A 13,261-nucleotide genomic window follows, 5' to 3' on the forward strand; every position below is an offset into this window, starting at 1 on the left:
GTCGTCCTCGCCGGGTCAGTACGCCGAGCGCGCCGACCTCGCCCTGAGCCGGCCCAGCATCCCGCCGCCGGCGAGCAGCACCGCGCCCACCGCGGCGACGGCGACGCCCCACCAGGTCGGGTGCTCGACGGCGAGCACGAACGTCGCGAGCGGCACCACGACCGACGGCATCGCGATCGCGCTGATCGTGAAGCCGGAGTGGCCGGTGCGCGCGGCCGCGAGCGCCCACATCACGGTGAGCAGGAGCGCCAGCCCCAGGATCACCCAGACGTCGTTGTCGAAGTCGAGGTCGGGCGACTCGGGCGCCGCGAACGGATCGCTCTCCTCTCCGGGTCCCATGTCCATCAGGCCGAAGCTGGAGAACATCGACGAGAACATCTGCGCCAGCAGCATCCCGGCCATGATCAGGCCGAAGCCGACGACGCCCACCGCGGCCACGGCGGCGCCGCTGGTGGCCCGGGTCGGGAGCAGCCAGCCAAGCACGGTCGCACCGACGACGAAGACCGCGAGCGCGATCGCCGCGACGATCGCGACGTCGTTCTCGTCGCCCACGTCGCCGAACAGGTCCTCGAACGCGTTGGCGTAGACGATCCCGATGCCGAACAGTGCGAGCACGACGAACGCCGCCCGCCGCGCGGCCAGGTAGCCCACGATCGCGAGGCCGGCGATGATGCCGCCCACGACGTAGCCGAAGACGTCCTCGAGCCAGTCCTGGTCCTCCAGGCCGACCGAGAACATCAGCGCGACGCCCAGGATGCCGACGGTGCCGGGCCAGGTGACCAGCTCCTCGCGCCCGAGCGCGTTGTCGCGCCGCCGGACGAGCATCGCCGCGACCACCGCGACCAGCACCAGCACGGCGGTCGCGCCGAGGCCGACGGTGTAGTTGGACCAGTCGAGGTCGCCGTCCATCCGGGTGCGGATCGTGGAGATCACGATCGCGGCGCCGAGCAGGCCGACGCCGGCGGCCGTCATCGCGGCGACGGTGCCCGGTCGCGGTGCCGGCTCGGCGGGAGCGGTGCCCGGGGCCGACGGGGGCGGCGGCTCCATGAGGGTGGTGCCGGTGCGGGGAGGCGGCGGGGGCGCCGGCGTCGCCGCGGTCTGGGTGGCGGGAGGGGGCGGGAGGTCCGCAGGGCGGTCCGACGCGAGCGGCCGCGTGTCATCGGGCGTGGGACCGTCAGCGGGAGCGCGGTCCGGCGTGGAAGCCTGGTCGTCCATGTTCGGAGGCTACGACTCCGCGAGCCCGGATCGGGGGACGCTGGACCCCGACCGGACGTGAGGCCGGCGTCAGCCGGAGACGGCCAGCGTCAGCGGCAGTACGGCGGAGGCGCCCGCGTCATGGAGCGCGGCGGCGCCGAGCGTGAGCGACCAGCCGGTGACGACGAGGTCGTCGACGAGCAGCACCCGGCGACCCTCGACCGCGTCGGGGACGTCGAGGTCGAGCGCGCAGCGGCGCGAGACCGCGGCCACCCGCTGCGCGGAGTTGGTCGCGCCCCGGCCGGGCGGCACGGACGGGTCGCTCACCGCCCACCGGCCGACCACGGGCCGGTGGAGGAACCGGGACAGCCCGGCGGCGAGGTCGCCGAGGAGCGGACCGCGGGTGACCGACTCGGCGACCACGATCGCGTCGACCGACGGCTCCCAGTCGCGCAGCATCGTGACCATCGCCTGGGCGAGCGGGACCGGCACCGCATCGGGCGCGGGCTCGGCGCGGAACAGCGCCCGCAGCGCCGTACCGTGCCCGAGGTCGGTGAGCCGCGCGACCGCGCGGCCCTCCTCGGCCGGCTGCTTGATGCGGCCCGACAGGGAGACGCCGACGGCGGACAGCCCGGTCGGCCACTGCTTGCGCGGGTCGATGGCCACGCCTGGGCGGGCGAGTCGCGCCGCGGCCTCCCCGACCGCCTCGTCGGACACGTCGGCGGAGAGGGCGAGGCCGCCGCAGCGGTCGCAGCGGCCGCACGTCCAGGACGGGTCGGCGACCAGCTCGGGGTCGTCGAGCTGCGCCCGCAGGTAGGCCATGCGGCAGCGGTCGGTCGCGAGGTAGTCGAGCATCGCCTGCTGCTCACGCTCCCGGGCCTCGGCGACGCGGCGGTAGCGCTCCTCGTCGTAGGACCAGGGCTGACCGGTCGCCTCCCACCCCCCGCGCACCCGGCGTACGGCGCCGTCGACGTCGAGCACCTTGAGCATCGTCTCGAGACGGGTGCGCGACAGGTCGACCCGGGCCTCGAGGGCGGGCGTGCTCATCGGGCCGCCCGCCTTGGCGAGCGCGGCGAGCGTGTCGCGGACCAGCTCCTCGCGCGGGAACGCGAGGGACGCGAAGTAGGCCCAGATGTCGCGGTCCTCGGTGGCGGGCAGCAGCACGACGCTCGCCTCGTCGATCGCGCCACGGCCGGCCCGGCCGACCTGCTGGTAGTAGGCGACCGGGCTGTCGGGCGCACCGAGGTTGACGACGAACCCGAGCGCGGCGTCGAAGCCCATCCCGAGCGCACTGGTGGCGACCAGTGCCTTCACCCGTCCGTCGATGAGCGCCTGCTCGAGCTCGAGCCGCTCGGTCTGCTCGGTCTGGCCCGAGTAGGCCGCGACGTCGTGGCCCCGATCGCGCAGGTAGGCCGCGACCTCCTGCGTCGCGGCGACGGTGAGGCAGTAGACGATGCCGCTGCCCGGCTGCTCCCTGAGGTGGTCGGCCAGCCAGGCCAGCCGCTGCTCGGCGGTCTTCAGGCGCACAACGCCGAGGCGCAGCGACGCGCGGTCGAGCGAGCCGCGGAGCACGAGGGTCTCGTGACGGCCCCGGGGGGCCTCCTCGACCACCGACCCGCCCAGCTGCTCCGCGACGTCGTCGGTCACGCGCTGGTTGGCGGTGGCGGTGGTGGCGAGCACCGGGATGCCGTCGGGGAGCTCGTCGAGCAGCGTGCGGATGCGGCGGTAGTCGGGGCGGAAGTCGTGACCCCAGTCGGAGATGCAGTGGGCCTCGTCGACCACGAGCAGCCCACAGGTGGCCGCGAGCCGCGGCAGCACCTCGTCGCGGAAGCCCGGGTTGTTGAGCCGCTCCGGGCTGACCAGGAGCACGTCGACCTCGCCGCGCGCGATGGCCTCGTGGGTCTCGGCCCACTGGTCGGCGTTGGTGGAGTTGATGGTGACCGCGCGGATGCCGGCCCGCTCGGCAGCGGCGATCTGGTTGCGCATCAGCGCCAGCAGCGGCGAGATGATCACGGTCGGGCCCGCCCCCTGCTCGCGGAGCAGCAGCGTGGCGACGAAGTAGACCGCCGACTTGCCCCACCCGGTGCGCTGGACGACGAGCGCGCGGCGCCGGTCGACCACGAGCGCTGCGATCGCCGCCCACTGGTCGTCGTAGAGCGTCGCGTCGTCGCGCCCGACCAGCGCGCGGAGGTGCTCCTCCGCGCGGGCCCGGACGTCGGTCTGCGCCGTGGTGGTCATGCCGACGTGTCTACCAGGGGTCCCCGACGACGAGCCGGGCCCTCCACAGCCCACGGACCTGGGCGACTCCTCCCTCCGGAGGAGTTTGTCCCCGGATCGCGTTTCCGCGGCGGGCGTTCGGACGACAATCGCACAGTGAGCACGCCCGAGCCCCGACCGTCGACGCCGCACGTGGCGCAGGCGCCCACGCCTCCGTCGACCTGGCCGCAGGCTCCCGCTCAGCCGCTCCCGCCGCTGCCCGAGCCGCTCCCGCGACCCGAGCACACACCCCTGTTGATGTGGCCCGCCCGGGTCGTCGCGCTCGTCGTCGTCCTCCCCGCGCGGGCCGCCTGGAAGGCGCTGGACGCGGTCCTGCGGGCGCTCGAGTGGCTCTGGGAGCGACTCGTCATGCAGCCGCTCGCCGCCCTCGGCCGGCTGCTGCTGCGCTTCCTCCTCGCCCCGCTCGGGCGCGCGCTGATGGTCCCGCTCCGCGCGCTGTGGCGCTGGGTGCTCAAGCCGGTGCTGGTCGCCGTCGCGGTCGCCGTCTCCTTCGTCGGCACCTATCTGCTGGTCGTGCCGCTGACGTGGCTCTGGCAGGAGGTCCTGGTGCCGGTCGGGCGCGCGCTGCTCGTGGTGCTCCGGCCGATCGGTCACGCCCTGGCCTGGGCGTGGCACACCAGCGGCCGCATCCTGGCAGTCGTGTGGCGCTGGCTCAGCGCGCCGTTCCGCTGGGCCTACCGGGCGATCCTCGCGCCGGTCGGCCATGCGATCCGCGCCGCATGGCGCGCGGTCGCCGTACCGATCGGCAAGGCGGTGGCGGAGGTCAGCGCCGAGATCGGCCGGGTGTTCGGACGCCGCTGAGCAGGCTCGCGCTTCAGCTCAGTGGCCGCAGGTCGGGCAGTGTCCGTGTGCGCGGCGCGCCTTCTGCCGCCGGTCGAGCCGGGCGAGGCCGCCGAGCACGACCGGGATCCCGGTGCCGAGCATCACCCACATCGGCCAGAAGTAGCCGCCGCCGGACATCAGCCAGATCGCCGTGCAGATCACCGTCGGCAGCAGGAAGAAGCCCAGGTCGGGGCCGTCGTCGCGCTTGCGCGCGCACCCCGCGGAGGCACGGACCGCCGGTGCGCGGTCCGCGGGCGCGCGGTCCTCGGGCGCCGGCCGACCCGGCACGTACGGCTCGTAGCTGCTCTGGGTCATGGCACCAGGACACACCTGGTGCGCGGCATCCGCAAGGCCGTTTCCCCGATCTCAGGGTCGGATCAGGGTCACCAGATGCGGACGCGATCGGCCGGGTCGAGCCACAGCCCGTCGCCCGGCTGGGTGCCGAACACCTCGTGGAACTCCTCGAGGTTGCGCGCGATGTTGGCGCGGAACTCCGGCGGGCTGTGCGGGTCGGTGGTGAGGTACTGCCGCGCGAGCTCGTCGCGTCGCTTGGTCCGCCAGATGTAGGCCCAGTTGAGGAACAGCCGGCGCCGGTCCTCGACGGAGGCCTCTCCGCCCTGCGAGATGACGTAGGCCTTGTGGGCGATGGTCAGCCCGCCGAGGTCGCCGATGTTCTCGCCGACGGTCAGTGCCCCGTTGACCTTCTCGCCCGGCAGACCGCGCGGCTCGAGGCCGTCGTACTGGTCGATGAGCGCCTTCGACCGCAGCTCGAACGCCGCCTTGTCGTCGGGGGTCCACCAGTCGTTGAGGTTGCCGGCGCCGTCGTACTGCGCGCCCTGGTCGTCGAAGCCGTGGCCGATCTCGTGGCCGATGACGGCGCCGATGCCGCCGTAGTTCTCCGCCGGGTGGGCGTCGGGGCTGAAGAACGGCTTCTGCAGGATGCCCGCCGGGAAGCAGATCTCGTTGGTGCCCGGGTTGTAGTAGGCGTTGACCGTCTGCGGCAGCATGAACCACTCGTCGCGGTCGACCGGCGCGCCGATCTTGGCGAGGTGCCGATCGGTCTCGAAGGCGGTCGCTGCTTGCGCGTTCGCGACGAGGTCGTGCGGCACGACCTGGAGGTTGCTGTAGTCGCGGAACTCGTCGGGGTAGCCGATCTTGGGCCGGAACGTCGCGAGCTTCTCGTAGGCCCGCTGCTTGGTCTCCTCGGTCATCCAGTCGAGGGCGCCGATCGACTCGCGGTAGGCCGCGAGCAGGTTGGCCACCAGGTCGTCCATCTGCGCCTTGGAGTCGGGCGGGAAGTGGCGCGCGACGTACTGCCGGCCGACGGCCTCGCCCATCGCGCCCTCGACGAACGACACCGCGCGCTTCCAGCGGGCACGCAGCTCCGGCGTCCCGCTGAGCGTGCGGCCGTAGAAGTCGAAGTTGGTCTCGACGAACTCGTCGGGCAGGTACGGCGCGGCCGAGCGGAGCACGTGGCTGAGGAGCCAGTCCTGCCACACGTCGAGCGGCGTCTCCTCGAGCACCGTCGAGAGGTGCTCGAAGTACGACGGCTGCCGCACGCAGACCTCCGCGAGGGTCCGGTCGTCGCCGCCGAGGTTGCGGACGTAGACGTCCCAGTCGAAGGCGGGGCACATCGCCTTGAGCTCGTCGATCGTGCGCAGGTTGTAGGTCTTCTGCACGTCACGGGTCTCGGCGCGCTCCCAGTGGCCGCGGGCCAGGACCGTGTCGAGCTCGAGGATCCGCTGCGCGGCGCCGGCCGGGTCGGGGTGCTCGCCGAGGGTGAGCATCCGGGTCAGGTAGGCGACGTACTTCTCGCGGGTCTCGGCGTGCTTGTCCTCGCGGTAGTAGGTCTCGTCCGGGAGCCCGAGGCCGCCCTGGAAGACGTGGAACAGGTAGCGGTCGGAGTTGCGGTCGTCGGTGTTGACGTAGGAGCCGAACAGCCCGTAGCCGCCGATCCGCTCGAACTCGCCGAGGAACGCGGCGAGGTCGCGCACGTCGCGCAGGCCCTTGACCGCGTCGAGCTGCGCGCGCACCGGCCCGAGTCCGAGGGTGGCGATGGCCTCGGTGTCCATGAACGAGTTGTAGAGCGCGGCGATCTTGTCGGCCTCGGACATCTCGGCGATCGAGGGTGCCGCAGTGCCGCCCTCACGAGACTCCGCGAGCTCGGTGATGATGTCGCGGACCTGCCGCTCCGCGACGTCGGCGAGCTGGACGAACGGCCCCCAGCTCGAGCGGTCGGACGGGATCTCCGCCTCCCGGAGCCAGGTGCCGTTGACGTGGCCGAAGAGGTCGTCCTGCGGTCGGGTGTCGGGGTCCATGCCCGGGCGAGCGTCGTCGAGGATCGTCACGGAGCCGATCCTACGTAGGTGTCGGGCGGCGGCGGGTTCTGCAACAGTTGTGCGCCGCCGCGAGGCGTGCCGACACTGGAGAGATGACGCACACGCCCACGTTGGTCGTCCTGGCGCTGCTCGGGGCGCTGTTCGCTTCGGGGGGTACGGCGGCCGCCGTACCCGCCTCGGACCCGGCCGCCGAGCGCTCACCCTCCTCCGCCGGCACTGCGGCCGCCGGCACCGCAAAGGCCGAGCGCAAGGTCATCGCGCTGACCAACCAGAAGCGCCGGAACCACGGCTGCAAGGCGCTGGACTTCCGCACGAGCCTCCGCAAGGCCGCGCGCCGGCACACCCAGCGGATGGCCGACGTCGGCTATCCCGACGGCCTGTCCCACCAGCTGCCCGGCGAGCCGGACCTCGGGAGGCGGCTCACCAACGCCGGCTACAAGAACTGGACGATGGCCGCCGAGAACATCGCCTACGGATATCCCACCCCGCGCGCGGTCGTCCGCGGCTGGATGGGCAGCAAGGACCACCGCGCGAACATCCTGAACTGCCGGCTGCGGCACATCGGCGTCGGTCTGGTGCGCGCCGACGGCGCCGCCTGGTGGACCCAGGTCTTCGGCAGGAAGTAGCCGCGCCGCAGGTCAGTCGCGCACCCGGACCACCGACTTGCCGAGCGTCGCGCGGTTGTCCATGTCGACCAGCGCCTGCCCGAAGTCCTCGAGGGCGTAGACCTTGCCGATCGGCGGCCGCACGACCCCGGCCTCGATCATCGGAACGAGGCGCTGCCACTGCGCCTGCATGTAGCCCGGGCGCACCATCGCGTAGGCGCCCCAGCCGACGCCGCGCACGTCGACGTTGTTGAGCAGCAGCCGGTTGACCTTGACCTCCGGGATGCCCTGCCCGGCGGCGAAACCCACGACCAGCAGCCGGCCCTGCGGCGCGAGCGAGCGCAGCGAGTCGGTGAAGACGTCGCCGCCGACGACGTCGACGACCACGTCGACCGGCTCCTTCAGCGCCTCGCGGAACCCGTCGACGAGGACGGTCTCGTCGGCGCCGGCCTCCTTCGCGAACGCCGCCTTCTCCTCGGTGCTCACCACGGCCACCGTGCGCGCGCCGAGGCCCTTCGCGACCTGGAGCGTCGCCGTCCCGACACCCCCGGCGGCGCCGTGCACGAGGACCGTCTCGCCCTCCCGCACCTGCCCGCGCTCCTCGAGCGCGAACAGCGCCGTCAGGTAGTTCATCGGCAGCGCCGCGCCGTCGTCGTACGACGCGTTGTCGGGCAGCGCGAAGACCCCCTCCGGGTGGGCGGCCACGAGCTCGGACGCGCCGCCGTACGAGCCGACGCCGGCGACCCGCTGCCCCGGCTCGAAGCCCGGTCCGGAGACGACGACGCCGGCGTAGTCGACACCGAGCGTGAACGGCGGCTCGGGCTTGAGCTGGTACTCCCCGCGGCTGAGCAGCAGGTCGGGGAAGGAGACGCCGACCCGGTGCACCTCGACGAGGAGCTCGCCCGGCCCGGGCGTCGGGTCCGGCACCTCCTCGACGATGACGTCGGACGGTCCGGTCGGGCTGACGACTCTCACGGCGCGCATGGACCGGAGGTTAGGCGCTTCGCGCCTTCCTCGCTCGCTCGCGCTCGGCGCTTCGTCTCGTTCCTCGCCGGCGCCGCCGCTCGCTCACTCGGTTAGCGCTGTCACACGGGCTTGCAACTCGTTGCATAGCCGTGCCACCCTCGGGCCATGGCCCTCGAGCACGCCCTCCTCGTCGCGCTGCGGGAGCAGCCGGCGTCCGGGCTCGAGCTGACCCGCCGGTTCGAGCGCTCGATCGGGCACTTCTGGAGCGCGACGCACCAGCAGATCTACCGGGTGCTCGGCCGGATGGAGCGCGACGGCTGGGTCTCCGTGGAGACCGTCGCCCAGCAGGGCCGCCCCGACAAGAAGGTCTACGACGTGACGCCGATCGGCCGGGAGGCGCTCGCCGACTGGCTCGCCGCACCGACCCCCGAGTCGCCGCTGCGCAGCGAGCTCGCGGTCAAGATGCGCGGTGCGTCGTACGGCGGAGCGGCCGGGCGCGCCGCGGTGCTGGAGTCGGTGCGCGCCCACGTCGCCGACCACGAGCTCCGGCTCGACCACTACCGGCACCTGATGAAGCGCGACTACCCCGACGGGGTGGCCGGCCTCTCCGGCCACGCGCTCGACCAGTACCTCGTGCTGCGCGGCGGCATCCTCCTCGAGGAGGGGCAGATCGCGTGGCTCACCGAGTACCTCGACGCACACCACGATGCACACCGCGACGCACACCTCGACGCACGCCCGGCCGCGAAGGACTGACATGACGACGCCCTACCCCCACCTGATGGCGCCCCTGGACCTCGGTCCGCTGCGGCTGCGCAACCGGCTCGTCATGGGCTCGATGCACACCGGCCTCGACGACTACCCGTGGGACCTCCCGAAGCTCGCGGCGTTCTACGCCGAGCGCGCCAAGGGCGGCGCCGGCCTGATCGTCACCGGAGGCTTCGCGCCCAACAAGCGCGGCTGGCTCAAGCCCTTCGGCTCGGAGATGACCACGCGGCTGCACGCGATCCGGCACCAGCGGGTCACCGAGGCGGTGCACGACGAGGGTGGCGCGATCGCCCTCCAGGTGCTGCACGCCGGCCGCTACGGCTACAGCCCGTTCAACGTCAGCGCGTCGGACAGGAAGTCGCCGATCACGCCCTTCAAGCCCGGCCGGCTGTCGACGAAGGCGGTCGACCGCACCGCCTCCGACTTCGCCCGCTCGGTCGCACTGGCGCGGAAGGCCGGCTACGACGCCGTCGAGATCATGGGCTCCGAGGGCTACCTGATCAACCAGTTCCTCGCCGCCCGCACCAACGACCGCACCGACGCGTGGGGCGGCAGCGCCGAGAAGCGGATGCGCTTCCCCGTCGAGATCGTGCGCCGCAGCCGCGAGCTGGTCGGCGACGACTTCCCGATCATCTACCGGATCTCCCTCATCGACCTGGTCGAGGACGGCCAGACCTGGGACGAGACCATCGAGCTCGCACACCGCCTCGAGGCGGCCGGCGTGACCGTGCTCAACACCGGCATCGGCTGGCACGAGGCGCGGGTGCCCACGATCATCACCCAGGTGCCGCGCGGCGCGTGGACCGACTACACCGCCCGCCTCAAGGCCGAGGTCTCCGTGCCGGTCTGCGCGTCCAACCGGATCAACACCCCCGAGCTCGCCGAGCAGCTGCTCGCCGACGGCCAGGCCGACCTGGTCTCGATGGCGCGCCCGCTGCTGGCCGACCCCGAGTTCGCCAACAAGGCCGCCGCGGGCCGGGCCGACGAGATCAACACCTGCATCGCCTGCAACCAGGCCTGCCTCGACCACGCCTTCAAGAACAAGAAGGTCTCGTGCCTGGTCAACCCGAGGGCCGGACGCGAGACCGAGCTGGTGCTCCTGCCCACCCGCACGCGGAGGACGGTCGCAGTCGTCGGCGCCGGCCCGGCCGGCCTTGCGGCCGCGACCGCCGCGGCCGAGCGCGGCTTCGCGGTCACGCTGTTCGAGCGCTCGGGCGAGCTGGGCGGACAGTTCCGGCTCGCGATGGCGGTGCCCGGCAAGGAGGACTTCACCGACACCCTGCGCTACTACACGCGACGGCTCGAGGTGCTCGGCGTCGACGTGCGGCTCCGCACCGAGGCCACGCAGGACGCGCTCGCGACGTACGACAAGGTCGTGCTCGCGACCGGCGTCGCCCCGCGCGTGCCGGCCATCCCGGGCATCGACAGCCCGCGGGTGCTGCGCTACGACGAGGTGCTGTCGGGCGCGAAGGTGCCGGGCCAGCGGGTCGCCGTGATCGGCGCCGGCGGCATCGGCGTGGACGTGTCGGTGTGGCTCACCCACTCACCCGAGACGCACGACCAGTGGATGGCGCACTGGGGCGTCGGCGACCCGAGCCTCCACCGCGGCGGCCTCACCGAGCCCAAGGCCCGCGAGGCGAAGCGCCAGGTGACCCTGATCCAGCGCAAGACCACCCCGATCGGCGTCGGCCTCGGCAAGACCTCCGGCTGGGCGCACCGCGCGGTGCTCAAGCAGTCGGGCGTGCGGCAGATCAGCGGCGCCACCTACGACCGCATCGAGGACCTCGCCGACGGCGTCGCCCTCCACCTCACCGTCAACGGCGAGCCGGAGGTGGTCGAGGTCGACCACGTCGTCGTCTGCGCCGGCCAGGAGTCGGTGCGCGACCTCGTCGACACCACCTCCGACAACCAGCAGCACCGCCACGTCATCGGCGGCGCCGACGTCGCCGCCGAGCTCGACGCCAAGCGCGCCATCCGCCAGGCCACCGAGGTCGTCGCGGCCCTCTGACTCCCGCCGAACGGGCACGGTTGGCGTGCCGAACGGGCACGGTTGGCGTGCCGAACGGGCACGGTTTGCGTGCCGAACGGGCAGGGTTGGTGTGCCGAACCGTCAGTCTTGGCGCTGCGAGCCGGCGACCCACGGCAGCACCAGCTCGTCCCACAGGTCCTCGTGGGAGGACCGGAAGAACCCGTGGTGCCCGGTACGGCGACCGTCGAGCTGGTCGGGCGAGTAGCGCTGCCGCACCTGCTCGGCGTTGGTGTACCAGTCGTGCAGCGAGGCGATGCTGGAGGCACCGAGCAGCTCGTCGTCGGTGAACGAGAGCGACATGATCGGCGCCTTCACCTCGGCGAAGAGGGCCGCCGAGTCGGGGTGGTCGCGGTGCAGGTAGTCGGGGTGGAGGCACCACCGCCCCCACTGGCGTACGACGCCGGTCGGCAGGTCGCCGACCAGGCGCAGCCGGCTGCCGGGGAAGTAGCCCGCGACCCGCGTCGCGACCGGTGAGATCCCCAGCCAGATCGCGGGCGCGATCCACTTGATCGCGCCGACGTTGTGCCGCCAGTAGCCGTTGCCGGCCGAGACCGTCACGATCCGGGCGATGCGAGAGTGGTCGACGAACGGGATCACCTGCCCGCCCAGGCTGTGGCCGAGCCACGTGACCGGCAGGTCGCCGGCGTCGTCGGCCACCGCGTCGAGGACCGCCCGGGCGTCGGCCGCCCAGCGGTCGACGTCGGCGCGCTCTGCCTTCATCGCGGCGATGCTCTCCATGCCGCGGTAGTCGAACGTCACCGCGCGGAAGCCGCGGTCGGCGAGCCATCGGGCGAACGATGCGTAGAACCGCGACGGCGTCGCCATCGCCGGCACGAGGAGTACGACGCCGCGGGGCCGGTCGTCGGGCTCGAACGTCGTGGTCTCCAGCGCTCTGCCGTCGTCGGCGACCACCGAGCCCTTGACCGTGGTCTTATGACGGGTGTCATAGTTCATGGTGAGACTCTAAGACAGTCGTCATAGTCCGCGCAATAGGATGTGCCCATGGCCCGCGACACACGCACCCGGATGGTCCACGGCGCCGCCCGCATGGTCGGCACCCGTGGCGCCGGGCGCACCAGCCTGCGGGAGCTCGCCAAGGAGGCCGGCGTGCCCCTCGGCTCGACCTACCACCACTTTCCCGGCGGCAAGCAGCAGCTGGTCGAGGAGGCCGTCCGCACCATCGGCGCCCACATCACCCGGATCATCGAGTCGGGCCGCGAGCGCGGAGCGGGCGCTGCCCTCGACGTCCTCTCGCAGGAGTGGCGGGCGGTCCTCGAGAGCACCGAGTTCCGCACCGGGTGCGCCGTACTCGCTGTCGCCACCGAGGACGACGAGGCGCTCGCCGGCGTGGCCACCGAGGTCTTCGCGTCGTGGGAGTCCGGGCTGGAGAGCGTGCTGGCCGACGCCGGCGTCGCGAGCGAGCGTGCGCCGCGCCTCGCCCGGACGCTGATCGCCGCCGTCGAGGGAGCCGTGGCGCTGTGCCGCGCGGAGCGGTCGATCGCGCCGCTCGACGACGTGATGACCGAGCTGCACCTACTGCTGGCGACCGCCCTGGACCGCTGACGCCGCCTGCGCCGCGGGTGCGTGCAGCGCGCCGGTCACCGTGACGGCCGCGGTGATCACGCCGGCCACCAGCAGCCCCACCGCCAGGTGCACCTCGAGCATCAGCGTGCCGGCGGCGGCGCCGAGGACGATCAGCGACACGGCCAGGAACCGGCGCCAGCCGTGGTGGTGCCGCCCGTTGCCGAAGACCGAGTCGGCGGCGAAGCCGATGATCGTCGACGTCACGACGACCGTGGAGACCTCCGGCACCGCGACGTGACGGGCGGTCGCGGCCTGCACGCCCATCGCCACGGCCGCCGTCGTCGTCGCGGTGACGCGCACGTGCTGCTCGGGGTCCTCGCCGACCACGAACAGCACCACGGCGAGGCCGAACATCAGCACCGCGACGATGGCGAAGAGGACCGTCGTCGCGCGTGTCCACGAGGTCGTGGCCCGTCGCAGCGCGCGGCCCGCGAGCGCGGCGCCGGCCATGAACCCGGCCAGCGCCAGCGCCGGGCCGAGCACGGGCAGGTCCTCGCCGCCGGCGACACCCATGCCGAGGATGACCACGTTGCCGGTCATGTTGCCGGTGAACACCCGGTCGAGGCCGAGGAAGCCGACCGCGTCGTTGATGCCCGCCGAGAACGTCAGCGCCAGCATCAGCCACAGGTGCAGCCGGTCGGCCGGCAGGGAGCGGAGGCGGGCGATCACGCAACCAT

Annotated in this window: 12 protein-coding genes; 5 read left to right on the plus strand and 7 right to left on the minus strand. The window is 72.9% G+C overall.

Going from position 1 to position 13,261, the window contains the following annotated elements; genetic code table 11:
* Positions 1-15: 15 nt before the first annotated feature.
* Both HNR19_RS20820 and HNR19_RS20825 read right to left on the minus strand, forming a co-directional pair.
* Entirely contained in the window at positions 16-1,215 is a 1,200-nt protein-coding gene (locus tag HNR19_RS20820; protein WP_179669740.1) for a hypothetical protein, read from the minus strand.
* Positions 1,216-1,284: 69 nt separating this feature from the next.
* Positions 1,285-3,432 carry a RecQ family ATP-dependent DNA helicase gene (locus HNR19_RS20825; RefSeq protein WP_179669741.1) on the minus strand — a complete coding sequence of 716 codons (2,148 nt, stop codon included), beginning with the start codon at positions 3,430-3,432 and terminating at the stop codon, positions 1,285-1,287.
* Positions 3,433-3,567: 135 nt separating this feature from the next.
* On the opposite strand from HNR19_RS20825, the gene HNR19_RS20830 reads away from it, so the two are divergent.
* Positions 3,568-4,272, plus strand: coding sequence for a hypothetical protein (locus HNR19_RS20830; RefSeq protein WP_179669742.1), 705 nt, complete (start codon positions 3,568-3,570; stop codon positions 4,270-4,272).
* A gap of 18 nt (positions 4,273-4,290) precedes the next feature.
* Here HNR19_RS20830 and HNR19_RS20835 read toward each other — a convergent pair whose 3' ends face one another.
* Both HNR19_RS20835 and HNR19_RS20840 read right to left on the minus strand, forming a co-directional pair.
* A complete protein-coding gene (locus HNR19_RS20835; protein WP_179669743.1) occupies positions 4,291-4,608 on the minus strand; it encodes a 2TM domain-containing protein in 318 nt (105 codons plus the stop codon).
* Between the two features lie 68 nt (positions 4,609-4,676).
* Positions 4,677-6,611: a M13 family metallopeptidase gene (locus HNR19_RS20840; RefSeq protein ID WP_179670421.1), complete on the minus strand. Its 1,935-nt coding sequence runs from the start codon at positions 6,609-6,611 to the stop codon at positions 4,677-4,679.
* Positions 6,612-6,724: 113 nt separating this feature from the next.
* Between HNR19_RS20840 and HNR19_RS20845 the strand changes: the two genes are divergently transcribed.
* On the plus strand, positions 6,725-7,258 hold the full coding sequence (locus HNR19_RS20845; protein WP_179669744.1) for a CAP domain-containing protein: 534 nt from the start codon (positions 6,725-6,727) through the stop codon (positions 7,256-7,258).
* 12 nt (positions 7,259-7,270) lie between these two features.
* Here the strand turns inward: HNR19_RS20845 and HNR19_RS20850 are convergent, their stop codons facing one another.
* Positions 7,271-8,221, minus strand: coding sequence for an NADPH:quinone oxidoreductase family protein (locus HNR19_RS20850; protein ID WP_179669745.1), 951 nt, complete (start codon positions 8,219-8,221; stop codon positions 7,271-7,273).
* A 147-nt stretch (positions 8,222-8,368) separates the two neighbouring features.
* Between HNR19_RS20850 and HNR19_RS20855 the strand changes: the two genes are divergently transcribed.
* Positions 8,369-8,959: a PadR family transcriptional regulator gene (locus tag HNR19_RS20855; protein ID WP_179669746.1), complete on the plus strand. Its 591-nt coding sequence runs from the start codon at positions 8,369-8,371 to the stop codon at positions 8,957-8,959.
* 1 nt (position 8,960) lies between these two features.
* A complete protein-coding gene (locus HNR19_RS20860) occupies positions 8,961-10,979 on the plus strand; it encodes an NADPH-dependent 2,4-dienoyl-CoA reductase (protein ID WP_179669747.1) in 2,019 nt (672 codons plus the stop codon).
* 102 nt (positions 10,980-11,081) lie between these two features.
* Here the strand turns inward: HNR19_RS20860 and HNR19_RS20865 are convergent, their stop codons facing one another.
* Positions 11,082-11,954 (minus strand): alpha/beta hydrolase family protein, encoded by an 873-nt coding sequence (locus HNR19_RS20865; RefSeq protein WP_179669748.1) that lies wholly within the window; start codon positions 11,952-11,954, stop codon positions 11,082-11,084.
* Positions 11,955-12,002: 48 nt separating this feature from the next.
* Here HNR19_RS20865 and HNR19_RS20870 point away from each other — a divergent pair, with 48 nt between their 5' ends.
* Positions 12,003-12,563, plus strand: coding sequence for a TetR/AcrR family transcriptional regulator (locus HNR19_RS20870; RefSeq protein ID WP_179669749.1), 561 nt, complete (start codon positions 12,003-12,005; stop codon positions 12,561-12,563).
* Here HNR19_RS20870 and HNR19_RS20875 read toward each other — a convergent pair.
* Positions 12,534-13,253 carry a YoaK family protein gene (locus HNR19_RS20875; RefSeq protein ID WP_343047303.1) on the minus strand — a complete coding sequence of 240 codons (720 nt, stop codon included), beginning with the start codon at positions 13,251-13,253 and terminating at the stop codon, positions 12,534-12,536. The genes HNR19_RS20870 and HNR19_RS20875 overlap by 30 nt on opposite strands.
* Positions 13,254-13,261 lie beyond the last annotated feature (8 nt).

It is taken from the genome of Nocardioides thalensis (assembly GCF_013410655.1).
GTDB lineage: Bacteria > Actinomycetota > Actinomycetes > Propionibacteriales > Nocardioidaceae > Nocardioides > Nocardioides thalensis.

Coding starts and splice junctions, on each gene's coding strand:
- HNR19_RS20850 (WP_179669745.1), bottom strand. CDS start 8,221: ATGCGCGCCGTGAGAGTCGTCAGCCCGACCGGACCGTCCGACGTCATC.
- HNR19_RS20825 (WP_179669741.1), bottom strand. CDS start 3,432: ATGACCACCACGGCGCAGACCGACGTCCGGGCCCGCGCGGAGGAGCAC.
- HNR19_RS20870 (WP_179669749.1), top strand. CDS start 12,003: ATGGCCCGCGACACACGCACCCGGATGGTCCACGGCGCCGCCCGCATG.
- HNR19_RS20865 (WP_179669748.1), bottom strand. CDS start 11,954: ATGAACTATGACACCCGTCATAAGACCACGGTCAAGGGCTCGGTGGTC.
- HNR19_RS20820 (WP_179669740.1), bottom strand. CDS start 1,215: ATGGACGACCAGGCTTCCACGCCGGACCGCGCTCCCGCTGACGGTCCC.
- HNR19_RS20835 (WP_179669743.1), bottom strand. CDS start 4,608: ATGACCCAGAGCAGCTACGAGCCGTACGTGCCGGGTCGGCCGGCGCCC.
- HNR19_RS20855 (WP_179669746.1), top strand. CDS start 8,369: ATGGCCCTCGAGCACGCCCTCCTCGTCGCGCTGCGGGAGCAGCCGGCG.
- HNR19_RS20860 (WP_179669747.1), top strand. CDS start 8,961: ATGACGACGCCCTACCCCCACCTGATGGCGCCCCTGGACCTCGGTCCG.
- HNR19_RS20845 (WP_179669744.1), top strand. CDS start 6,725: ATGACGCACACGCCCACGTTGGTCGTCCTGGCGCTGCTCGGGGCGCTG.
- HNR19_RS20840 (WP_179670421.1), bottom strand. CDS start 6,611: ATGGACCCCGACACCCGACCGCAGGACGACCTCTTCGGCCACGTCAAC.